The following is a 23,974-nucleotide window of genomic DNA, read 5'->3' as shown; positions in this document are numbered from 1 at the left end:
TTAATACCGTTTTATGATTAATTACAATTTCTTGTTGTTTCATAATCAGAGTAATACGACGGTATCCAAACCGACCTTTATGTCTATGATAAATTTGTTTTATCAAAGTTTTTATTTCTCCATATTTATCCTTTTTGTCAAGAGCTTTCTGATGGTAATAAAAACTGCTTCTGGCCATGCCTGTACAATCCAACAGGAGTGACAGATCATATTTTCGCCTTAATCCTTCGATGGCCTCTGCTTGTTCTTTTTGAGAGTTAAGGCGTCTAACTTTTTTAGAAAATCAATTTCAGCTCGAAGCCTTTCGTTTTCCAATAAAAGTTCTTCTTCTCTGGTCAATGGCTTATCAGACTTTCTTTTTTTACGTTTGTAATCACTCATAATGCCGGGTCTTCCTTTGGGGTTGTTCTTTAACCCTAAAATACCACTTTTTTCGTAATTCCTTTGCCAATTCAACACGGTAGACTGAGCTGCAATATTAAATCGGATACATGCTTCCCTTTGTGAGATATGTTCTGTTTCGATGGTTTTTAGAACTTTAACCTTGAAATTCAGGGAATAGCTCATGTTTTTTCGCGGGTATAGTCCCGAGATTCCGTACTTGCTATAAAAACCAATCCACTTGCGCAGATTGCTTTCATTAAATCCTTTCTCTGTTGCTATAGATTTAATTGAACGATGAGAATTTTTGTGAAGATTAATACATTCTAATTTAAAAGCAACGCTAAATTTTTCTTTTCTATACATAAAAAAATGCCCCTAAAAAGTGTCTAACTTTTTGGGGGCAGTCCAGACTTATCTGTGGATTTTATTTATATCTATTTATTGTTATTTCACTTCAACAAAATTGTTCTCCATATTCACATCTGCAATTCTCTGGCTGAAATCAATTCCCAGAACAGATAATTGAGATTTTGTGTACGGAATGGTAAGTGTATATTCTTTCTGAGTCCATGGCCAGTAAGGCATTGTTTTAAACTCTCCATACACATCCTTTTCTTTCCATGTATGCGTCATATTCATTGGAATCTGATAAGTGATTACTTTCTTATCCGCAGTCATCACTCCAAAATCAATTGGCATCGGAACCTGGCCATTGTTGACTAAGGTAATGGTGGTAGACTTGGCATCATATTTCACATCCTTAATTCCGTAATCGATTGTTTTTGTGGTATTGATCCAATAGTTATGGAACCATTTCAGATCCATCCCCGAAACTTTCTGAGCAATATGAAGGAAATCTCTGTCTGAAGGATGCTTCATGCTCCATTGATCATAATACTGCTTTAAGGTTTCTGCTAGTTTCTGCTCCCCCATAATGTATCCAAGCTGCACCAGATACAATTCCCCTTTTACATAAGATGCATAAGTATAAGCAGTACCGTTATCATGATGGTCTCCCAACCAAACGGCAGGTTCTTCAATTCCTTTTTTAACAAAGTTTCTGTAGGCATCTAATCTTTCAACAAAAGGATTCGGAAGATCTTCAGGGAATAACTGATACATGGTATATCCTTCCGCATAGCTTGTAAAACCTTCATCCATCCACGGACGTACAGATTCATTCGTAGCAAGCATCTGCTGATACCATGAATGAGCTCCTTCGTGAGCCATTAAGCCCATCAAATCTTTAACACTTTTAGCTTCCCCTAAAATCATGGTACACATCCCGTATTCCATTCCGCCGTCTCCTCCCTGGATAAAGGCATAGGTAGGATATACATATTTCCCGAAGTGAGCATTCATGATCTGGAAATATTTCGTAATATAAGGCTGAGATTCACCCCAGGCTTTCGTTTTATCATTTTTCTGATAAACCAGGTATACTTTCGGACCTTCCGGAACATTAAAGCTTTCTACAGAATAATCTCTGTCTGCACTCCATGCAAAATCAAGAATATTCTTTGCTGTCCATTTCCAGATTGCTTTTTTGTCTTTTTCTGTTTTTATTTTGGCATTGGCATCGTAGCCTTTTACTTCTGTTGGATTTTCCAGAATTCCTCCTGCTCCTACGACATAATCTTTGTTGATCTTAATGGTAACATCAAAATCGGAGAACGGCGCATGGAATTCTCTTCCCAGATAATCGAAGGTGGCCCAGCCGTCATAATCGTACTCCGCAATTTTAGGATACCACTGGGTCATGGTCATATCCACTCCTTCTCTATTGTTTCTTCCGCTTCTTCTGATCTGCTGAGGTATTACAGCATCCCAATCCATGGTAAATGTAGTCGTAGAATTTGGCTTGATAGGTTCTGCCAGATATACTTTCATAATGGTTTCCTGAACCTCAAATTTAAGGTCTTTCCCATTTTGTTTAATCCAGTGAATATTTTGAGTTCCTTCCTGATCTTTAGGAATGGAAGCAAGTCTTGAAATCCCATCTTTCTGCAGTCTTCCATCACCATTTTTCCCTTGTGAAGCCACTCTCTGATCCATCATAGAATTTGGTTTGAAAGCATTCCAGTATAAGTGGAAATAAACCACATTCAGCTCGTCCGGAGAATAATTGGTGTATTCTAAAGTTTGTTTTCCCTGATAGGTAAATTTTTCAGCATTGACATCAATATCCATCTTGTACTTCGCAGCCTGCTGATAATAAGCTCCTTGCTGAGCCTGAAATTGTGAAATGATAAACGCAAAAATGATTGCAGCCGATTTTCTCATTTAAAATTTTATTTTTTTTTAAAGGTAGGTAATTTAACTAAGAACCTCAAATAGGAGTTATTTTGAGGTTTTTATTCTGTTTGTTATGGTTTTAGATGGATTTTAATACGGATGGTTAAATTCTTTTTTGAGTGTTTTGCAACAGTCCTTGTCAAGGTTTAAAACCTTGACAAGGATATTTTTTGAGGATAGGATATGTAATTTCAGCTGTTTTTCAAAAGTTTTTTAATTAAAGTAATCTGCCCCAGATGATAGTAGCTGTGTTCAATCATTCCGTCGATATTTCTTCGGTAAGTTCCATATTTTTCATCAACGAAAACCTCATCCAGTTTGGAATCCGGCATCTGTTCTAATAATACAGCAAATTTTTCAGAATCTCTCCAGAGTTTATTCAACAAATCTTCCCATTGTTGTTGAGATTCTATGGGAGAAAGATCAAAACTGAATTTATCTTTGATCTCAAGAGCTCCACCTTCAAAGACATTGACAATTCCTGCAATATAATAATCAATGTGAAAAGTGAGCATCGCAATGGTATTTAAAGCATCTACTTTTGCTACCGCCTGCTCCCAGCTCACCTCTGAAAGCTGATCTTTAAAATTGGTATTGGCGATCCAGAAACCATCGAGCAGAACCTCTCTGAATCTTTTTGATAATTGTGATACTGAACATCTTTATTTTCTAAGATACACAATAAAGAGCCTTGTCAAGGTTTAAAACCTTGACAAGGCTCTTTAATTTTCTCAAACACAAAAAAACCTCAAATGCAAAATACATCTGAGGTTGATATTATAATATTGAATTACAATTATTTTTTAGCAGAAGCTTCTTTTTTTCCACTTCTTAAAATCTTTTCAAGGATTCTTAAAGTAATCAGATAGGTTGGTTTTACCCCTGTAAGACCCAACCCTCCTGAAGATAATGTACTTCCTGTTTCCAACGGATTATCCGATGCATAATAAGCATACATGACAAAAAGATCCGGTGAAATATGGTGTCTGATCTTGGATGCTACCTGAATGGCTTTCTGATAGTGTGCTCCTTCCATTTCAAGACCAATTGCTTTCCATGAAGTATTCATAAAGTACAATAGAATATCTTTATTCTGAAGAGAAGTCCCCAAAACAGTAATCATTGGTCCTTCAAAAGCTTTTAATTCATCATCTTTAAAATCTTCAAGTTTTAAAGCATTTTCAAAAGGATAATTATCTGCTGTTCCTTCAAAGATATGGGAAGTAGGAATCATGATATCACCTTTCTCTCCCGTAAGAATACCTGCTTTACCCATAATGGAAACAGATTTTACATGCATCATATACACTTCTCCTTTATGCTCAAAAGGTCTGAGTAATTCATCCATTACTTCGAAAGCCTGCTCTCCGAATGCGTAGTCAAAAACCATTACTACATCATCTCCTCCGAACTTGCAGTCTGCAAATGGCGTATTTTTCAGGTCTGTTTTGCTGAGGTCTATGATCTGAACATCAATATTACTTCCACTCTTATCTGCAATATGAATCATCCCTTCCTCCAAAGCATATTTTAAAACTTTATCACGAAGTTCTTTCTTATTTGAAATCTCTTCGTACAGTTTATAATCCACCTCGTGGTGCTGCTTCTTTTTAAGGGCATTATTAGCATACAGCATATTTTTCACCGAGTGCATATTGGCTGAAATAATATGTAACGGACGCATGTGAAGATTGTTTTCAAATAAAACTTCTTTCACTTTGTTGGCCCATTTTTCTCCAAAATAGTGGTGACCTACTCTTTCTTTTAATATAGAACTGAAATGAATCTCTCTTTCTCTGCTTCCTTTTGCATCATCAAGACTTACTTTTGCTAAGTTGTAAATGATTTTGAACAGACGGTCAGGGTTGTGATCATCGCCAAAAGTATTATAAGCTCTTAAAGTTTCATCAAAAGATCTTCCTATTAAAGAAGAAAGATGAATAAGTGCCACTTCTTTTTCTTTTCTGCTGAATTTCTTTTCTCCCTTCACCACTTCTTCAATAATTTTGAAGGCACGTGTCGGCTTCCAGTTCTCGTCCTGGATGAATGCCAGATTACGGATTTTATCAGCTTCTATAAAAAGGAAGGTAAGGTGGGTAAGAATGTCATAAATTTCGGAACGGCCCAAAAGAACCTCAATATTCATCTGGTGTTCGTCTATTCTATAACAGTTTCTTCTTCTTTTCTTGGGAACAATAGGTTCGAAACTTCCTTTATCAAACCCTTCATCAGATGTAAGATGAATAAAAGCACATTCTTCAATTCCTTCCGGAAGTCTGTCCAGTACATACATCAAACCGTCCAATTCCAATTTGCTTGGAATATTCATGGTTCCGTAGATTTCCGGATTGATGGTCTTCAACAAACTTCTGATACTCTCTCCTGAAACTCCGCCCGGCTTGAAAAATCCTCTATAAAATAGGTGTCTCATAGAGATATATAGTCTTTCAATAGCCTCTGTGGTTTCTCTTGCTCTAGAATTTGTCATAAAATAAATTTCACACAAATATACAAAATCTTTGCCCACTTTATTTTAACTGTCTTTTAACAAGTCGTTTAAAAACATATCCTTCAGGCTGCTGCCTATTTGTTTTTAATACGTCGAGATTTGGCGTCTTCCAAGGCTAAGTTTGTCATATTCATATTAAAACATATACAGATGAGCTATCCAAAAAGATTAGGGTTACATACCCAATATCCATCGATGAGTATTTCAAGTCTTGCAGAACAGGAAATATTAACAGTAAAAGACAAGGAAGAAGCAGATGTTCTCTTTCTCAATAAAACAGAACTTAATACGGTAAAAACTCTTTTTCAGATTCGTAATGCAAATCATTACAGAAAATATATTAAGCCCATTCAGTTATCTGATTATTCTACAGATATTTTCCCAAAAGAAAGAGTCTTTATTGTAGGAAAAATATTTCCGGTAATTAATATTCTTTTCAACTATGCAGGAGTAAAAGATGTGGAGCAAAACATCAATCCACTTGTTATAGAAATTGTAGAAGGATCTTCTAGAGTAAAATACTTTGATTCTGCCATACATCATTCAAAATACATTAATATTGATGGGGGCAAAATTAAAATACTCCTTCCCAAGAATTATGTTGGTAATAATTTTCCTCAGCTGATGTATGATTTCCTCACCAACAAAAATTCTGTAGAAAAATATATCGGAGGAGAATTTCCCGATTATGAAACATACAAACTTGCTTTACGAAACAAAGCTATAAAAATAGAAGACTGGAAGGGACAGGATGGTTCATGGCTGACAAAAGACAGGGCAGAAAATAATGATACCTGGAGAAGAGCCTATTCTTATATTATTGAGCACAAAATACCAGGAAGGCTTGCGCCTTTCAAACAAATTTATGATTTTTATGAAGGCGTGGACTGGAATATCAAAAATCGATTCGGGCATGATGTAAAATGGTGCAAAGGCGCTAAGGGATTGGTAAAAGCATTATCAAACTCACTGGAAGGAGGGAATAGTTTTCTAGCAAATGATGTTGAAACTATTTTAAATGAATTAAATTTAGGGATCTGTGATTTTGCAATAACCAAATTTCATGAGCTTATGTATGGTCAATATGCTAAAACTCCTTTAAAGGGAGACGCCGCTTACCTCTGGGATAAAGAATTTATCCAACATGAGCAAGGGGTTGTCGCACCGCCTATTTATGGAAAAACAAGTTCATCTACTATATCCAGATTTCAGAATATGGCAGACAAAGACCCTCAGGGGGGATGGCATGGAGCCGGAGCTCAGGCAATCAGTTGGTTTAATGACATTGTTCCGGCATTCGATGATTTTACACCTAATGCTAAAGTAACAGATTCACAATTTAGAATAGACTTACCATTATTAATGCTATATTTATACAAGCATAAACCAAAATGGTATGGATTTAAAGGCAAACTAAATTCTGATGGAACCGTGAATAATGAAATTGTAAAAATTATTAAACCTTATGAAAAATAAATTAAGCAGAATTTCTCTTTTTTGGAAAATATGGATTTGCCATATCTTTATATATTTTCCTGTTAGAGCTTTATTTTTTTTGTTTCAGCTTGATGAAGCACCAGACCTTACCCAAATTATTAAATCAATTTTAATATCCCCTTTTGCAGGAATTTATGGATTATTTGATAAGTTTCCTTTGGTAATTCTCCTTCAAATGCTTGTCATGTTCTTTGTAAACAAAGTAATTTCTTCTAAAAAAGTAATCCCTTATCTTATCATAACTTTTGGAACTCACGTTTTGTTCTATGTATTTGATATTTATGATATGGATTATTTTAAACCCTTTCTTTATTCATTTTTTATTTTTCTGCCTATCTTTTTATTTATTTTCAGAAAGAATCTCAAAAATTAGTTTAAAATAATTTTGTATATTTATTTGGTGTACATACACATAGATTTTTTTGCACAAATTGCGCAATTTGTGTCTCTACTTAAGCAATATTCCAAATAGGAGCCAACACGCCCCTCTTAAAAAACGCTAAACATTTGTTTGAATTATATAAATTTTCAAAACACCCCTGTTTTTTTTAGGGGTAAAATGTTTTCAATTCATTTTTTTTGTAAATTTGCCCTGTAAAAAATCAACCCAATTATGTCAACCTTAAGATTCAAAGCATTAGAAACCCTTCCATTTAAGGATTTCAGAAAAGACAACTCAGTTGAGATCCCTGCGAAATTATCAGAACTATTCTGTAAAAATGTTTTCTCAGAAGAAACCATGAGAGAATATTTAACAAAAGAAGCATTCGGTTCTATCATGGATGCGATTAAAAAAGGAACTAAGATCCAGAGACATATTGCAGACCAGGTAGCTGTAGCCATGAAAGACTGGGCAATGAGCAAAGGCGTAACCCACTACACGCACTGGTTCCAGCCTTTAACAGGTACTACTGCAGAAAAGCACGATTCTTTCTTCACTCCAATCGAAGGAGGTAGAGCCATTGAAAGATTCAGTGGAAACATGCTTATCCAGCAGGAGCCAGACGCATCGTCTTTCCCTAACGGAGGTATCAGAAATACTTTTGAAGCAAGAGGTTATACAGCTTGGGACCCTACATCTCCGGCATTCATTATGGGAACTACATTATGCATCCCTTCCATCTTCATCTCTTATACAGGAGAAACACTGGATTACAAAGCACCTCTTTTGAGAGCTTTAAATGCTGTAGATGAAGCGGCTACTAATGTAATGCAGTATTTTGACAAAAACGTAACGAAGGTAACTCCTACTTTGGGTTGGGAGCAGGAATATTTCCTTGTTGATTCAGCATTATACCAATCTCGTCCGGATCTTGTATTAACAGGCAAGACCTTATTAGGACATTCTCCTGCAAAAGGACAGCAATTGGATGACCATTATTTCGGTTCTATTCCTACAAGAGTAATGAACTTCATGAAAGAGCTTGAAATCGAATGTATGAAATTGGGTATTCCTGCAACAACAAGACATAACGAGGTGGCTCCAAACCAGTTCGAGCTTGCACCAATGTTTGAAGAAGTAAACGTTGCTGTAGACCACAACTCTTTGTTGATGGACATCATGGCAAGAGTAGCACACAAACACCACTTCCATATTCTTTTCCACGAAAAACCATTCGCTGGAGTAAACGGAAGCGGAAAACATAACAACTGGTCTTTAGCAACAGATACTGGTGAAAACCTTTTAAGCCCTGGAAAAAATCCTAAGAAAAACTTACAGTTCTTAACATTCTTTGTTAACACGATTAAAGCGGTTCACGAATATGCAGATCTTTTAAGAGCAAGTATCGCTTCTGCAAGCAATGACCACAGACTTGGTGCCAATGAAGCTCCTCCTGCAATCATCTCCGTATTTATCGGAAGTCAGTTGTTCAGCGTATTGGAAGAACTTGAAAAGGTAACCAACGGAAAACTATCTCCGGAAGAAAAAACAGAATTAAAATTAAATGTAGTTGGAAAGATTCCTGAAATTCTATTAGATAACACAGATAGAAACAGAACTTCTCCTTTTGCATTTACAGGAAATAAATTTGAGATCAGAGCGGTAGGTTCTTCAGCAAACTGTGCAGAGTCTATGACGGTAATGAACACAATTGCTGCGAAACAGCTTAACGATTTCAAGAAAGAAGTGGATGCTTTAATCGAAACTGGCCTTAAGAAGGACGAAGCCATCTTCAACGTATTGAGAGAATACATCAAGCAGTGTAAAAGCATTATGTTTGAAGGAGACGGATATTCTGATGACTGGGCGAAAGAAGCTAAGAAAAGAGGATTAAACAACCTTAAAACCACTCCTGAAGCTTTAAAACAGGAAATGGATAAAAAGTTCTTAGATCTGTATGAAGAAATGGGAATTTTCAACCACAGAGAAGTAGAAGCGAGAAACGAAATCAAATTAGAGAAATATTCAACAGTAATTGATATCGAATCAAGAGTGTTGGGTGATATTGCAAGAAACCACATCATTCCTTCTGCATTAAATTATCAGAACAGATTAATTGAAAATGTAAAAGGTCTTAAAGAAATCTTCGGTGATAAAGAGTTCAAATCTTTGGCAAAAGAACAGATGAGTTTAATTACAAGCATTTCTGAAAATGTTTCTAAAATTAAACTTGGGGTTGAAGAACTTCTAAAAGCCAGAGAAACTGCAAAAGGTATCTCAGACAGCCAAAAACAGGCAGAAAGCTATTGTAATAAAGTAAAACCATTATTCGACCCAATCAGAGAAGCTTCTGACGCTTTGGAAATGATGGTGGACGATGAGCTTTGGCCGATGACAAAATACAGAGAAATGTTGTTTACAAAATAACGTCCTGTAAAGTTCCATATTAGTTTAAATTCCTCGGTTTTCCGGGGAATTTTTTTGTTTTGTTAACAATACTGAAAATTAGAGTTTTAAATCATAAACCCTGATATATAGAAGAAAGTCGATTAGGTTTGTTAAAGAATCTTAATAAAAAAAACCGCACACTTACCAAAAACAGGCTGTTGCGGTTTATTTTTCTTTAACATATGTAAATTATATGTTAAAATGTGTTAAAATAAGATCCTGACAATTATCATATCAGGGGTCTTTTGCTCGGAATCTCTACTTTTGTAATGCTTTTGAAAATAAATATTCCTTTTTAACACGGATAATCAAATATATATGAAGAAAAGAGTTTTGTTTTATTTAGTTGCTATAGTTACTACAGTTTCATTGCAATCGTGCGCTACAAATTATGTGGTTTCAAAACCAGCAACTTACACAAAAGAATACAAAACAGATGCCAAACTAGCTTCTATAGATAATAAAAAAATGGAGCAGGATAAGCAAAAACTTATCGACTCTTTCCTTGCGGAAAAGGCTGCATCTATCGCTAGTGCTAAAAAAGCAGTTAAGAATTCTGAGATTGCAAAAGCAATCAAACATAATAAAACCATTGACGGTATCCTTGAAGAAGCTGAAACATACCTTGGAACTCCTTACAGATATGGAGGAACAACCAGAAACGGTATCGATTGTTCAGCTTTTGTTCTTTCTGTATTCGGAGCAGCAGCAGGTCTTAGCTTACCTAGAGTAGCGGCTTCTCAGGCTCAGGAAGGGGAAAGAATTGAAAAAGGAGAGCTACAGAAAGGAGACTTAATCTTCTTTTCTCACGGAAGAAGAATTTCTCACGTAGGTATTGTAGAAAGTGTTACTGAAGAGGGTGAGATTAAATTTATCCACGCAGCAACATCAAAAGGAGTAATGATTTCTTCACTGAATGATTCTTATTGGGGTCCTAAATTCAGATTCGCAAAAAGAGTGATCAACGAAGAAGGAGAAGCTTACAATAACTTAGCAGCAGCTACTCTTCCTACACCCGCAAATTTTTAATTTTATAAATAATTGATTTAAATAATGAAGCCATCAGACATCTGATGGCTTTTTTATATACTTTAATTGGGCTATTTCAACACAATCCAAGAGAAGAGAAAAGCAGGTTAAAACCCGCTCCTATCGATTCAATATTGATATTTTAATATGCCAATTGTTAAACAACTGCGGATATCAACTGTTCTTATCAATTTCAATATCCAGTTTATACAATAGCCCATAGATTTCAGAAAGTGAAAACCTGGCCTTTTTAAGCTTATTTAAAGCCGGATCTATCGAATAGTTAACCGATGTCCGGAAATCTGCCTTTTCGAGGTTTGTAGCGTCAAAAACAGCGCCTGACAGATCACAGTTGCTAAAGACTGCATTTGACAAATCGCATTCACTAAAATCAACCTCAATTAATTGGGTATTTTTGAAAAGCGTTTTCTTAATGGATGTCTGATAAAAAACTGAATTATTCAAAGAACCTCCATCAAATTTGAAAGAGAGTCCGAACGGATTACAATCATTAAACTGAAGACCGAACATTTTACATTCTTTGAAAACAACCTCATGAAAAGCTGTTTTTACCAATTTTACCATACTGAGATTGCATTCGATAAACTCACAATCGGTAAAGCTGAAGCCGGACAGATTTCCGTATTCAAAATTACAGTTTCTGAACGTACAGTTTTCGTACTCACTTTTTTCTAAAGGAAGTTGCGTGAAGTCTTTGCTCTCGAAATCTTCGTCTGAGAAATAGGATTGTTTCATAAAAAATGTGTTGATGAAGTTGATTTTGAAGACGAGTGATCAGCAGAACAATGATAAACTTCCATCATCCAGCTTCCAACCTCCCTCTTTTACACCAAACTATTCTTATCTGAATAATTAAGTTTAAAGAAGATAAAAGTCATCATCGAGAAAGCCAATAAAGAACTTCCTCCATAACTGAAGTAAGGAAGGGGTATCCCTACGGTAGGAAAAAGCCCCATAACCATCCCCAGATTGATTGAAAAGTGCATCAGCAGGATAGAGGCAAAACAATATCCAAACACCCGGTTAAAAGTAGACTTCTGCTGTTCTGCCAGATAATAGATTCTTCCGATATAGACCATGTAACACAGGATAAGAACTGCACTTCCTGCGAAGCCCCATTCTTCTCCTACGGTACAAAATATGTAATCTGTTTCCTGTTCGGGAACGAATTTCCCCTGGGTAACGGATCCTTCACGGTATCCTTTCCCCCAGATTCCGCCTGATCCGATGGCAGTTTTTGAATATAATAAGTTGTATCCTGAAGTATCTCTGAATGCCTTTTCACCCTTGTAAAGAACCTCAATTCTTTCTCTCTGGTGTTTTGGCAGTTTTTCTAAAATATAAGGTGACCCGAAAGCCAGTCCGCACAATATAAGGATAGAACCTGCAATCCCTGAAATAGAAATCACATCCCATGACATTCTATGATAATTCATAGCAATCAGAACTCCGGCAATCACTAAAACTGCAATCGCAACATAAATAGGAGGAATAGCCAGGGAAATCAGAAAAACTCCGGCAAAAATAAATCCGATACCGAATAAAAGACCACTCAATCCTTCTCTATATAATGCGATGAAAAATGCGATGAACACAAGCATAGAACCTACATCCGGAATAGCCAGAACGACTGCGGCCGGAATTCCTATAATAGCAAGGGCAGTCCAGATAGATTTTTTATTTTTAATATTAAAATCCGGGCTTGAAACGAAATTGGCGAGCATCAAGGCGGTACCTATTTTTGCAAACTCAACGGGCTGCATCGTAAAACTTCCAAACTTATACCAGTTTTTCTGGCCCAGAATTTCTTTACCAAACGGGAAAAGACCTATCAAAAGTAAAACTCCACCAATGTAAATAATACCAGCCATATTCTCAAAGAATTTGCTTCTTCCTACGAATATAACAAGCCCTACAAATACAGAAATACAGAAAAAAACCAATTGCTTCTCTCCTAGTTTCTGGTCTACACTGTAAATATTTGCAATGGCAAAAATGCAAAGCAGGAAATACAGCCCAAGGCCCAGTTTATCTATTCCTTCTGTCCATTTCATTGCTTTACAGGTTTTTTAGCAGTGTTATTCTTTTTAGCGTCCTCTTCTATTTTCTTTTGCAGCTTAGCCTTTTGTTGTTTTACCAATTCCAGACTATCCTTTATTCTTTTTTGTTTGATGGAATCAGGTTTAGGATCAACATATAGCCCTTTGCGTTTCAAATCTGCAATCCATTGTCTTTTATATTCAGGCATGAAACTCGAGGTAATCATTTTTTTGTAAAGATTTTCTCTTTTCAAATCGCCGGTAATATATTTCTCAGCAATCACGGTACAGGCCGGCCCTGCCCATGTAGCACCAAATCCTGCATGTTCCATTACGGCTACTACAACAATCTTGGGTTTATCAGCAGGCGCAATCAATACAAAAATAGAGTTATCCTTCCCTTGTGGAACCTGTGCTGTTCCTGTTTTTGCCAATTGTGTAAAGTCATTGGATTTCAGTCCTCTTGCTGTTCCTCTCAACACTACAGCTTCCATACCTTTAAGTACAGGTTCAAAGTGCTTTGGATCTACCAGAGTTTTATGTTTCACTTTAAATCTCGGGTCAGGATTAGGTTTTCCGTCAATTCCTTTTACGATATGAGGTGTATAATACCATCCTTTATTAGCAATAGCAGCTACATAATTGGCCAGCTGAATAGGAGTTACCAAAACATCACCCTGCCCCATTCCGTTATAAATAGCACCGGTGGACATTTCATCCCAGTTTTTAAAATCAGTTCTCTGAGAACCGCTTGCCTTCATGATGGCTTTAAATCTTTTTTCGTAAAAATCTCCGGAAGGTATTCTACCTCTTGCCCCAACGGCAAAATCATTATTTAAAAACTCTCCCACTCCAAAACTGCTCATGATTTTTTTCCATTCATCAACACCTTTTGAAGGGTTTCCAGGATATTTTTTGATAATGGCAATAAAGGCGTAGGTGAAAAAACAGTTACTGGAAACCTGAATGGAAGGAATAAGCGGATCTGCTCCACCATGACCCTTAATTCTTTTTCCTTTATAGAAGAATCCTCCTCCACACGGGAAAATAGTTTTTTCATCCATTACTCCCATTTGCATAGCAGCTAGAGCTGTCAACAATTTAAACGTTGATCCCGGAGGATATCCCGCCTGTAAAGCACGATCAAAAGTAGGTTTATTTTCGTAAAGCGTATCTTTTGAAAGGGCGTATAAGTTTTTTGATTTATTAGGTCCGGTAAAAAGGTTTGGATCAATATCCGGACCGGTTGCAGCCACTAAAACTTCTCCATTATTAGGATCTAAAGCGACAATTGCACCGTGTTTGTTGACAAGCATTTCTTCTGCTGTTCTCTGAAGATCGTAATCAATGGTTAAAGTAATATCTTTACCTGTAATCACATCTTTATCCAAAGATCCGTTTTTATAGGAGCCGATATTTCTGAGTCTGATATCTTTCTGGATATACTTCACTCCTTTTATTCCCCGGAGTTCTTTTTCGTAGGATTTTTCAACCCCTGTTTTCCCAATGAAATCTCCCGGTAAATAGTAGAGAGAATCTTTTTTAATATCTCTTTCATTTACCTCACTGGTATATCCAAGAAGGTTTCCGGATGTGGAAACTTCGTACTGACGCTGAGGTCTTGATACAATATTAAATGCGGGATACTTAAAAATAATTTCCTGAACTCTTGCAATATCTTCTCTGCTGAGGTCTTTGATGAAAGTCATCGGGGTCAGCTTGGAATAATATTTTTCCTTTTTGATCACATTGATTTTATTGATAAAATCCTGCTTTGTAATTTTCATTAAACTGCAAAAAGCCAGCGTATCAAAATCAGGTTTCATCAATGCCTGGGTAAATGAAATTTCATAAGCAGGCTGGTTACCTACCATGATTTTACCATTTCTATCAAAAATTACTCCACGCTGTGGAATAACATATTCTGTTTTAATGGAGGTATTGGCCGCGTTTAAGGCATAACGGTCTGTAAACAACTGCAAATAAGCAAGCCTCGCCACAAAAATAAGGGCGATGATAACGAGTATGGAAAAAATTTTTAAATAACGTGTGTTCAAACTTTTTGTTTGATTTTAAATATTAATGCGTAGATGACTATAAAGATAAATGAAATTACACTTGTCACCAACACATTAAATAATATTTCAAAAAACCTGCTAAACTTAAAGAACTCGATATACTGTACTAAAAGCTGATGCAGGAAAATACTTGAAAATAAAAACAGCAAAAACTGCGCCCATTGAAGGGACTGGAATGAGAAAAAGTCCGTAGACGTATCTGTGGAAGTCCTGAAGATCAACGTTCTGAAATAGGCGATTAACGTTGTTGCAAATGCATTGATCCCCCATGAATTAAGGAAACCGTCAATAGCCAGCCCTATCAAAAAGCTCAATGCCAGGAACTGAAATTTATTTCTGAAAAACGGATAGAACATGACAAACACAGGATATAATACCGGAGTATATTTCCCGAAAAGCGTAATCCTGTTCAATACAAATATTTGTAATGCAACAAGAAAGATCATGATCAATATATCGGTAAATAAAGTCCTGCTAATCATTTTCCTTTTTTATTACAGCTTGCATAGTGTCCTGAATCTTCTGCACTTCTGCTTTCTTAAGATTCTTCACTACATACACTTTATTCAACGCTCCCATTTTTTCACTCAGCTCAACGGAAATATCCCAGAAGCCGGTTTTATTGTCTACAGAATATCCTGCAATGGTACCAATGGTAACTCCTTTAGGAAAAATAGCAGATTTACCATCTGTAACGACGGTATCTCCTACTTTTAAGGCAACATATTTCGGAATATCCGCCAGGTGCATTACCCTGGAGTTATCTCCATTCCATGTTAAAGTACCAAAATACCCTGAATTTTTAAGTGCTGCATTAATTCTGATCTTGTTAACACTTAACACGGATTGAACCAATGCATAACTATCTGTAGAATTGATTACAATTCCCGCAATGCCTCTTGGTGCCATCACTCCCATTTGAGGAAAGACTCCATCTCTACGGCCGCGGTTGATTGTAAAATAGTTGTTTCTTCTGTTGATACTGTTGAAAACAATCTCTCCATCAACAAAAGTATAGATCTGCCCTCCGCCAATGGTATCATGAACTCTTTTAAAAACGGGGTTTTTCCCTCCGTCTTTTCCATAGAGCTCAGTCATTAGGGCTTTATTCTGAACCACAAGATCTTCATTGATCTGTTTTAGCTTCAGATAAGAAACTCCTTCATCAATATATCCGGAAACCCAGGAATTGAACGCAGCCGTTTGGCCCGCAACCCAGGATCTCTGCATGGCATTTCTTGAGAATATCAAAACCAGAGCAATAATTTGCAGGAATATAAAGAAGACGAAAAGAGTATTCTTCGAAAATAATCTCAGCAAAAATCCCATTCAGATATAAAGTCGTAAAAAGTTAAAATTATTTAATTAAGAAATTGAACTTGTCCATATTCTTAAGGGCAATACCTGTTCCGCGAACTACAGCTCTCAACGGATCTTCAGCTACAAATACAGGAAGACCTGTTTTCTTGTGAATTCTGTCCGCAAGACCTCTTAATAGCGCTCCTCCTCCAGCAAGATAAATACCTGTTTTGTAAATATCAGCAGCCAATTCCGGTGGTGTAAGAGATAATGTTTCCATTACGGCATCTTCAATTCTGATGATTGATTTATCTAATGCACGGGCAATCTCTTTGTATCCAACCATAATTTCTTTAGGCTTACCTGTAATAAGGTCTCTACCTTGTACCGGAATGTCTTCGATATCTACATCAAGATCTTCTACTGCAGAACCTACTTCAATTTTGATTCTTTCAGCAGTTCTTTCTCCGATATAAAGGTTATGGTGAGTTCTTAAGTAATAAGCAATATCATTGGTAAAAACATCTCCTGCAATCTTCACAGATTTATCACATACGATACCTCCTAAAGCTACAACAGCAATTTCCGTAGTACCACCACCTATATCGATGATCATATTTCCTTCAGGCTTTTGAACGTCAATCCCTACCCCAATTGCTGCTGCCATTGGTTCGTAGATCAATCTTACTTCTTTTGCGTTTACTTTCTGAGCAGAATCTCTTACCGCTCTTTTTTCAACTTCAGTAATACCAGAAGGGATACAGATTACAATTCGTAATGCTGGCTGAATGAATTTACCTTTGATTCCAGGAATTTTTTTGATGAATTCCTTGATCATATGTTCAGAAGCGTGGAAATCAGCAATAACCCCATCTTTCAATGGACGGATAGTCTTGATATCCTCGTGAGTTTTACCCTGCATATGCTTGGCCTGCTCTCCGACGGCAATCGGCTTACCCGATGAACGTTCAATTGCAACAATTGAAGGTTGATCAATAACAATTTTATTATTATGGATGATTAGGGTATTAGCAGTTCCAAGGTCTATCGCAATTTCTTGCGTAAACATATCAAATAAACTCATATTTTTCTTCTGATTTTAAGTTTACAAAGATATAAATTTAACAGTACTAAAGAAATTTCCCAACAACTTAATTTGGTTAAAATTTTATTAAAATTTATAATTCTTTATTAACTTTCAATTTAGATATTTACAGAGTTTGATTTCAACTAAAATTAATGGCGTGTTAAATAGGCAAAAAAGGGTAATTACAAAAGGGTAAAAAGACTAAAAAAATACGGCATTGAAGATCAAAACAAAAACCTAGAAACGCCAAAAATTATTTTCCAACATGGAATTTTATCATTGTACCGTTTTGTCTTTCTGCCAGAAACGTCCTTTTCTTTCCTTTTATAGTTTTTTACGATAATTATCATATACACTATCTGAGAGAGGTTAATTAAAAAAATCGTAAATTTGCGACTGCTTATGTTACAGTATTCCAACATTCATCGGACGTCAAATTTTGCCGTGCTTTCAATAAGCTACGAGAAAGCCGACGTAGAAACGAGAGGAAAGTTTGCATTCTTTGATGAGAACATCAAAAATTTTGTTTCCAGAGTCCATCAGGAAGACCTGGGTGATGCATTTGTTGTTTCCACTTGTAACAGGACCGAAATTTATACCACATCTCCCAATTACCTTTTAGTCGCTGAAGAGTACTGCAAAACCATTGGAGTACAGCTTACAGATTTTCTTCAGTTCGCCAATATTCTTACCAAAGAGGAAGCTTTGATTCATCTTTTCAGAGTAGCGGCAGGTCTTGAAAGTCAGATTATCGGAGACTTTGAAATTATCGGGCAGATAAAAAAAGCATACAGCCGTTTCAAAAAAGAAAGACAAAATTCAAACCCTTATCTGGAAAGAGCCATCAATGCGGCTATTCAGATTTCGAAAAGAATAAAAAATGAAACGGGCATTTCCAATGGAGCAGCTTCTGTTTCTTATGCTGCAGTTCATTATATTTTAAACAGCCAGAAAAGAATTACTGAAAAAAACATTCTTCTTTTGGGTGTAGGTGAGATAGGGCAGAATACCGTTGAAAATCTGGTAAAACATGTCTACCAGCCGAAAATTAAAATCGCCAACAGAACTCAGGAGAAAGCTGAAAAGATTTCCCAAAAATATAATATTCCTCACGTTGATTATTCTGATTTTGACCAGGAATTAAAAAACACAGATATTCTTATTGTGGCAACAGGAGCCAAACATCCTATTGTCAACCAGTCTCATTTCCCGAATGGAAAGGAAACATTAATCATTGATCTTTCTATTCCTCATAACGTTGAAAAGAATGTTACCGAAAATAAAAACGTAACACTGATTGACGTAGATGAGCTTTCAAAACAGATTCAGGAAACGATTCAACAGCGAGAAAGAGAAATCCCGAAAGCTGAAAAAATCATTAAGGAACTGATGAAAGACTTTATTGAGTGGGAGAAAAAGAGAAAGCTGGCACCCAATATTCATCATTTCAAAGCAGTTCTGAAGAACATGGAACGCAATGAAATGCATAATTTTTACAAAAAGAATAAATACATAAACATCACGGACATGGAACTTTCTGATAAAATGATCCAGAAAATTACCAACCGTTTTGCAAAATATATCATCGATAATCCTTTAAAAGCCGAAGAAATTAGTAAATTAATGCACGAAATATTAGTTGAACAACCAAACAACGAATTCAATGAAAAGCATTAGAATCGGAACGAGAAATTCCGCACTTGCACTTTGGCAGGCTAGAGAGGTTGCGAGGCACCTTCAGAACAACAATTATTTAACGGAAATTGTTCCTATCGTATCTTCTGGCGATAAGAATCTTAATCAACCGCTTTATTCTTTAGGAATTACCGGGGTTTTCACAAGAGACCTTGATATTGCCCTACTGAATGATGAAATTGATATTGCCGTACATTCTTTAAAAGACGTTCCCACTCAATTGCCTCAAAATATTGAGATGATCGCTTACCTGGAAAGAGATTATCCACAGGACATCCTGATCAGAAAAGAATCTGCAAGGAATAAAGAATTCCATGAGCTTAAACTTGCTACCAGCAGTTTGAGAAGAAGAGCTTTCTGGCTGAGAAATTATCCGACGACTGATTTTTCGGATATCCGTGGAAATATTCAGACCAGACTTCAAAAACTGGAAGATGGAGATTTCGATGCTACGATTTTATCTTTGGCAGGCATCAAAAGAATGAAAATGGAAATTGATTACGAAATGCTTCCGTTAATGATTTCTGCGCCTTCACAAGGGGTAATCTCTGTAGCCGGACATACTGACAAACCGGAAATAAACGAAATTGTAAGACAGATCAATCATCAACAGACACAAATCTGTGTAGAGATTGAAAGAAACTTCCTGAGTACTCTAGAAGGAGGCTGCACTGCACCTATCGGAGCTTTTGCAGAAATCATCGGCGATCAGATCCGTTTCAAAGCTGCACTTTGTTCTTTGGATGGAAAAAACTGCATTGCTGTAGATGAGAACTTTGTGTACACTCCAACAGAGAATTTTGGAGAAAAGTTTGCAAAAGTTGTTCTTGAAAACGGAGGAAAAGAATTAATGGCAGAAATCAAAAGCCAGATCTGATAGTTCAGATTTACATTTTTACCTTCCTTTAGCCACACTTTTTCATTTTCTTAATTTTACAGACATGAAAATCTTATTTACCAAAAATATAGACCAGACGATTATATCCAAAGAATTAGGAGAGGATATTTTGGTTGAATGTGTTGAGGTAATTAAGACCAAACCAATCATGATCAGTCCTTTTGAGCTGAAAAATTATTCTCTGATTTTCACCAGTACCAATGGAGTTGCTGCTTTTTTTAAAAACAGATTCAAACCCAATGAGAATTTTACAGCCAAAAATTATAACAAGATCTATTGTGTAGGAGAAAAGACCAAAAGAGAGCTGAGGAAACATGGTTTTGGAACATTTAAGGTACTGAAAAATGCTGAAACTCTTTCCAGATTCATTATCGGGAAGTGCCAGCACGAGCAGTTCCTGCACTTCTGCGGCAATCTTGCCATCAATGTTCTGGACAAAGACCTTCCATTACAAAACATTAAGTACAAAAAAGTTACCATTTATAATACTGAGGAAATCAATCCTGTAATAACTGAAAAATATCATGCTGCAGTATTTTTTAGTCCGAGCGGAGTTCGTAGTTTTGCAAGGCGAAATTCTCTGGAAGGCATGAAGCTTTTTTCAATTGGCGAAACTACTTCAGGTGAGCTGAGAAATTATACGCAGGAAGAAATTTTTACTTCTGAAGAAAATACATTGACATCCATCTTTGCATTGATCAGAAAAGAAATCGGAAGTAGAATTTAGAATATCTGTTACCGAAACATTGCCGGTAATATTAGTTAGAATAGATTATGATAAAAAACGACCTATATTTAAAAGCACTTCGCGGAGAAACCGTTGAAAGACCTCCTGTCTGGATGATGAGGCAGGCTGGAAGATATCTGCCGGAATTCATTGCTTTAAGAGATCAGTATGATTTCTTTACAAGATGTCAGACCCCGGAGCTTGCCGCTGAGATCACTCTGCAGCCTATCCGCAGATTTCCTTTGGATGCCGCGATTCTGTTTTCTGATATCCTGGTAGTTCCACAGGCAATGGGAATTGATTTCAAAATGAAAGAATCTGTGGGTCCATGGTTAGATACTCCTATCAGAACAATGGAACAGGTTCAGAATATTGAAACTCCAGATGTGAATGACACTTTAGGTTACGTTTTTGATGCTATTGAACTTACGCTTCAGAAGCTGGACAATGATATTCCGTTGATCGGTTTTGCCGGTTCTCCATGGACTATTCTTTGTTACTGTGTAGAAGGAAAAGGAAGTAAAGCTTTTGATATTGCAAAATCTTTCTGTTTCCAACAGCCTGAAGCAGCACATTTATTATTACAGAAAATCACAGATACTACAATCGCTTATTTAAAGAGAAAAGTAGAAAAAGGAGTTTCTGCTGTACAGGTTTTTGATTCTTGGGGAGGAATGCTTTCTCCTACAGATTATCAGGAATTCTCATGGCAGTATATCAATCAGATTGTTGAAGCATTAAGCCCGCTTACTCATGTTGTGGTATTTGGAAAAGGATGCTGGTTTGCCCTGGAAGATATGACAATGTCTAAGGCTTCTGCTCTTGGAGTTGACTGGACTATTAAGCCGGAATTCGCAAGAACTTTGACAAACCATACGATGACGCTACAGGGGAATTTTGATCCTGCAAGACTTCATTCAACCCCTGAAACCATTAAGAAAATGGTAAATGAAATGATCAACCGTTTCGGAAAAGACAGATACATTGCTAATTTAGGTCACGGAATTCTACCGAATGTTCCTGTGGAAAATGCTGAAGCATTCATCAGAGCAGTGGTTGACTGGAAACCGAATGTATAAGATTATTTTTTTGAAAATATAAAAAACCCTTATAGGCATGCTATAAGGGTTTTTGTTTGATCTGTTTTTCAATGATTATTCCTTCATCACTTTCTTCTTAACAACTTTCCCATCATGATTACTGATTATTATAATATAGACTCCTTTTGGCAGACCTGATAGGTCATAGGAATCAGATGCTTTGTCAAATGTTTTCACAAGCTTCCCTGACATATCAGCTACAGCTACCTTTTCTATCTTATTTTGAGAATCCTGCTTAATATAAAGATTTCCCCTAACCGGATTCGGATATACATCAATATGATCAGTATACGAAACCTCTGAGGTTGCCAAAGCACCACTTGTAATCACCACATTATCTACTACAACACCGTAAGAATAGTCTCCGGCGTCGTCGTAAACAAATCTTAGTTTAAAAGCCGCGTTAGCATAGGGTGTCAGATCTATATTGGCAGCAGTATCATAACTCGTCACTACAAATGTAAAGGTATTAAAATCAAGATCCCATACTCCCGCGTCACCTGAAAAAGTAAAAACCTGAATCCAGGAAGTTCCATTGAAAACTTCAACTTTTAAAGTAGAATCCAGATTATCAATCATATTGGCATAATTAAACGAGAGCTTTGGGTTTACTACTCCCGTCAGGTTAATTACAGGAGAAATCAATCTTGCATTTGCATTCACTCCGGCTGGTCCTGCATCATCATCATCAAAAAAAGCCGCCCCATCGGGAAAGCCTGCGAAACCATTCTGTGCACCCACATTCCAGTTAAAAGAGTTATCCGGATTCTCTACCGTCCACCCGGCGGGTAAAGCATTACCATTGAAGTTTTCAGAAAAAACCTGTGCATCACATAGACCACACATGGCTAATAATAGAATAAAGAATTTTTTCATAATAAAGTATTTGATGTTTATATAAAATTAGCGAAATATTTTCCACAAAACATCAATAATTATATACAAAATCAATACATTACATGAAATTATTGAAAAAGATCAGAATTTTATGTTTAACCTTTAAATCACATCATATGAAAAAACTAAACAAAGAAAAGATGAAAAGCATTATGGCAGGAGGAGAAATCTGCCTTGAATGCGCAATCGGTTATTACCAGGTTATTATTGATGGCAGATGCTATTGTGTTCCAACAGACTAATAAAAAAAGCAGCTCAACAGCTGCTTTTAATTTTATATAATTGACATGCAATATTGATTAGCTCAACATTCTCTGTGCTTTTTTAACACCTTCCACCAGGGCATCAATTTCTTCGAACGTATTATAAACAGCAAAACTTGCTCTCACCGTTCCGGCAATATTAAAGAAGTTCATAATAGGCTGTGTACAGTGGTGGCCCGTTCTTACAGCAATTCCCAATTTATCAAGAATCATTCCTACATCGGAGGCAATTCCCACTCCTTCTAAATTAAAGGAAACAACACCTGTTCTCTTTGCTTTTTCACCATAGATCTTAATACCATCTATTTCCAAAAGCTGTCTTTGTGCATATTCCAATAAAGCATTTTCATGATTCTGAATGTGGGTATGACCTATTTTATTCATGAAATCAACAGCAGCTCCTAAAGCAATATTTCCACCTACATTAGGTGTTCCCGCCTCATATTTGAATGGAAGACCTGCATAAGTGGTACCATCGAAAGAACAGGTTGCAATCATCTCTCCTCCTCCATGAAAAGGGGGTAAAGCTTCTAATATTTCGCGTTTCCCATATAAAATACCTGTTCCCATCGGAGCATACATTTTATGACCTGAGAATACAAAGAAATCACAATCCATTTTCTGAACATCAATATTGAAATGCGGTGCAGACTGAGCACCGTCTATTACAATATAAGCGTCGGTATTCTTTCTTGTTTTGGCAATAATCTCTTCAATTGGATTTACAATACCTAATGCATTGGAAACCTGATTTACAGAGACAACTTTCGTTTTTTCGCTTAAAAACTGATCAAACTGATCCATCTGAAGGATTCCGTTCTCATCAATCGGAATCACTCGAAGTTTTGCTCCGGTTCTTTCACAAAGCATCTGCCATGGAACAATATTGGAATGGTGCTCCAGATATGAAATAATGATTTCATCATCCTTCTGCAATTTCTGTGTTAAAATATAAGCGATGAGGTTCAATCCTTCTGTTGTTCCCTTTGTAAAAATTACTTCAAAGTCATGTTCAGCATTGATGAATTTCTGAATCTTTCTTCTTGAAAGCTCCATCTCTTCTGTAGCCAGCTGGCTCAGTGTGTGAATTCCTCTGTGAACATTCGCGTTAAGTTCTGTATAATATGCGTGACAGACTTCCAAAACTGAATTTGGCTTTTGGGATGTAGCTGCATTATCCAGATAAACCAAGGGCTTACCGTTCACTTCTCTGTCCAATATAGAAAACTGGCTTCTTATTTCCTGAATGTCAAACATTTATTTATTTTTTAAATTAAAACGGTCTTATTTAGAACTCTTCAAATTTACGGCTTTTTTTCCGAAAGG

22 protein-coding genes and 1 pseudogene are annotated in these 23,974 nt (G+C 36.4%); 9 read left to right on the top strand and 14 right to left on the bottom strand.

Annotation, left to right across the window (positions count from 1 at the left end):
• The 6 genes and pseudogenes from DDF69_RS22485 to DDF69_RS04860 form a co-directional block, all read right to left on the bottom strand.
• Positions 1-178, bottom strand: a 178-nt coding sequence (locus DDF69_RS22485; protein ID WP_162800873.1) for an IS3 family transposase, incomplete at its 3' end; no start/stop codon positions are given.
• Positions 179-219: 41 nt separating this feature from the next.
• Positions 220-567: a helix-turn-helix domain-containing protein gene (locus DDF69_RS04875; protein ID WP_228411923.1), complete on the bottom strand. Its 348-nt coding sequence runs from the start codon at positions 565-567 to the stop codon at positions 220-222.
• A 15-nt stretch (positions 568-582) separates the two neighbouring features.
• Positions 583-747, bottom strand: a pseudogene (locus DDF69_RS22480) (transposase); the annotation flags it as partial.
• Positions 748-828: 81 nt separating this feature from the next.
• Positions 829-2,667, bottom strand: a complete 1,839-nt coding sequence (locus DDF69_RS04870; RefSeq protein ID WP_114819775.1) for a M1 family metallopeptidase — start codon at positions 2,665-2,667, stop codon at positions 829-831.
• A 203-nt stretch (positions 2,668-2,870) separates the two neighbouring features.
• Positions 2,871-3,245: a DUF1572 domain-containing protein gene (locus DDF69_RS04865; RefSeq protein ID WP_317048654.1), complete on the bottom strand. Its 375-nt coding sequence runs from the start codon at positions 3,243-3,245 to the stop codon at positions 2,871-2,873.
• A 230-nt stretch (positions 3,246-3,475) separates the two neighbouring features.
• Positions 3,476-5,167 (bottom strand): DUF6909 family protein, encoded by a 1,692-nt coding sequence (locus DDF69_RS04860; protein WP_076596443.1) that lies wholly within the window; start codon positions 5,165-5,167, stop codon positions 3,476-3,478.
• 171 nt (positions 5,168-5,338) lie between these two features.
• Here DDF69_RS04860 and DDF69_RS04855 point away from each other — a divergent pair, with 171 nt between their 5' ends.
• The 4 genes from DDF69_RS04855 (at position 5,339) to DDF69_RS04840 (ending at position 10,544) form a co-directional block, all read left to right on the top strand.
• Positions 5,339-6,664, top strand: coding sequence for a hypothetical protein (locus DDF69_RS04855; RefSeq protein WP_114819773.1), 1,326 nt, complete (start codon positions 5,339-5,341; stop codon positions 6,662-6,664).
• A complete protein-coding gene (locus DDF69_RS04850) occupies positions 6,654-7,058 on the top strand; it encodes a hypothetical protein (RefSeq protein WP_114819772.1) in 405 nt (134 codons plus the stop codon). The genes DDF69_RS04855 and DDF69_RS04850 overlap by 11 nt, the downstream gene beginning before the upstream one ends.
• Positions 7,059-7,298: 240 nt before the next feature.
• A complete protein-coding gene (locus DDF69_RS04845; protein WP_114819771.1) occupies positions 7,299-9,494 on the top strand; it encodes a glutamine synthetase III in 2,196 nt (731 codons plus the stop codon).
• Between the two features lie 339 nt (positions 9,495-9,833).
• Entirely contained in the window at positions 9,834-10,544 is a 711-nt protein-coding gene (locus tag DDF69_RS04840) for a C40 family peptidase (protein WP_114819770.1), read from the top strand.
• Between the two features lie 174 nt (positions 10,545-10,718).
• Here DDF69_RS04840 and DDF69_RS04835 read toward each other — a convergent pair whose 3' ends face one another.
• From DDF69_RS04835 to DDF69_RS04810, 6 genes are all read right to left on the bottom strand, one after another.
• Entirely contained in the window at positions 10,719-11,300 is a 582-nt protein-coding gene (locus tag DDF69_RS04835) for a pentapeptide repeat-containing protein (protein WP_114819769.1), read from the bottom strand.
• 89 nt (positions 11,301-11,389) lie between these two features.
• Positions 11,390-12,619 carry a rod shape-determining protein RodA gene (gene rodA, locus DDF69_RS04830; RefSeq protein ID WP_114819768.1) on the bottom strand — a complete coding sequence of 410 codons (1,230 nt, stop codon included), beginning with the start codon at positions 12,617-12,619 and terminating at the stop codon, positions 11,390-11,392.
• Positions 12,616-14,661 (bottom strand): peptidoglycan D,D-transpeptidase FtsI family protein, encoded by a 2,046-nt coding sequence (locus tag DDF69_RS04825; RefSeq protein ID WP_114819767.1) that lies wholly within the window; start codon positions 14,659-14,661, stop codon positions 12,616-12,618. The genes rodA and DDF69_RS04825 overlap by 4 nt, the downstream gene beginning before the upstream one ends.
• Positions 14,658-15,164, bottom strand: a complete 507-nt coding sequence (locus DDF69_RS04820; RefSeq protein ID WP_114819766.1) for a rod shape-determining protein MreD — start codon at positions 15,162-15,164, stop codon at positions 14,658-14,660. The genes DDF69_RS04825 and DDF69_RS04820 overlap by 4 nt, the downstream gene beginning before the upstream one ends.
• A complete protein-coding gene (gene mreC, locus DDF69_RS04815; RefSeq protein ID WP_114819765.1) occupies positions 15,157-16,011 on the bottom strand; it encodes a rod shape-determining protein MreC in 855 nt (284 codons plus the stop codon). Before mreC ends, DDF69_RS04820 begins: the two co-directional genes overlap by 8 nt.
• 28 nt (positions 16,012-16,039) lie before the next feature.
• The gene (locus DDF69_RS04810; protein ID WP_002982450.1) at positions 16,040-17,065 is read right to left on the bottom strand and encodes a rod shape-determining protein; all 1,026 of its coding nucleotides are present in this window, start codon (positions 17,063-17,065) and stop codon (positions 16,040-16,042) included.
• Between the two features lie 405 nt (positions 17,066-17,470).
• Here DDF69_RS04810 and hemA point away from each other — a divergent pair, with 405 nt between their 5' ends.
• The 4 genes from hemA (at position 17,471) to hemE (ending at position 21,467) form a co-directional block, all read left to right on the top strand.
• Positions 17,471-18,745 (top strand): glutamyl-tRNA reductase, encoded by a 1,275-nt coding sequence (hemA, locus tag DDF69_RS04805; protein WP_034691745.1) that lies wholly within the window; start codon positions 17,471-17,473, stop codon positions 18,743-18,745.
• Positions 18,732-19,640, top strand: a complete 909-nt coding sequence (gene hemC, locus DDF69_RS04800) for a hydroxymethylbilane synthase (RefSeq protein WP_034691748.1) — start codon at positions 18,732-18,734, stop codon at positions 19,638-19,640. Before hemA ends, hemC begins: the two co-directional genes overlap by 14 nt.
• Before the next feature lie 64 nt (positions 19,641-19,704).
• Positions 19,705-20,388, top strand: coding sequence for a uroporphyrinogen-III synthase (locus tag DDF69_RS04795; RefSeq protein WP_114819764.1), 684 nt, complete (start codon positions 19,705-19,707; stop codon positions 20,386-20,388).
• A gap of 47 nt (positions 20,389-20,435) precedes the next feature.
• Positions 20,436-21,467: a uroporphyrinogen decarboxylase gene (gene hemE, locus DDF69_RS04790; RefSeq protein WP_034691752.1), complete on the top strand. Its 1,032-nt coding sequence runs from the start codon at positions 20,436-20,438 to the stop codon at positions 21,465-21,467.
• Between the two features lie 75 nt (positions 21,468-21,542).
• On the opposite strand, the gene DDF69_RS04785 is transcribed toward hemE, so the two are convergent.
• The gene (locus DDF69_RS04785; protein WP_114819763.1) at positions 21,543-22,364 is read right to left on the bottom strand and encodes a T9SS-dependent choice-of-anchor J family protein; all 822 of its coding nucleotides are present in this window, start codon (positions 22,362-22,364) and stop codon (positions 21,543-21,545) included.
• 137 nt (positions 22,365-22,501) lie between these two features.
• On the opposite strand from DDF69_RS04785, the gene DDF69_RS04780 reads away from it, so the two are divergent.
• Positions 22,502-22,627, top strand: coding sequence for a GNAT family acetyltransferase (locus DDF69_RS04780; RefSeq protein WP_114819794.1), 126 nt, complete (start codon positions 22,502-22,504; stop codon positions 22,625-22,627).
• Between the two features lie 57 nt (positions 22,628-22,684).
• Here the strand turns inward: DDF69_RS04780 and DDF69_RS04775 are convergent, their stop codons facing one another.
• The gene (locus DDF69_RS04775) at positions 22,685-23,905 is read right to left on the bottom strand and encodes an aminotransferase class V-fold PLP-dependent enzyme (RefSeq protein WP_114819762.1); all 1,221 of its coding nucleotides are present in this window, start codon (positions 23,903-23,905) and stop codon (positions 22,685-22,687) included.
• Positions 23,906-23,974: the final 69 nt, after the last annotated feature.

Origin of the sequence: Chryseobacterium sp. KLBC 52, assembly GCF_003347605.1 — a bacterium.
GTDB lineage: Bacteria > Bacteroidota > Bacteroidia > Flavobacteriales > Weeksellaceae > Chryseobacterium.
This window is presented reverse-complemented; position numbering and strand designations above follow the sequence as displayed.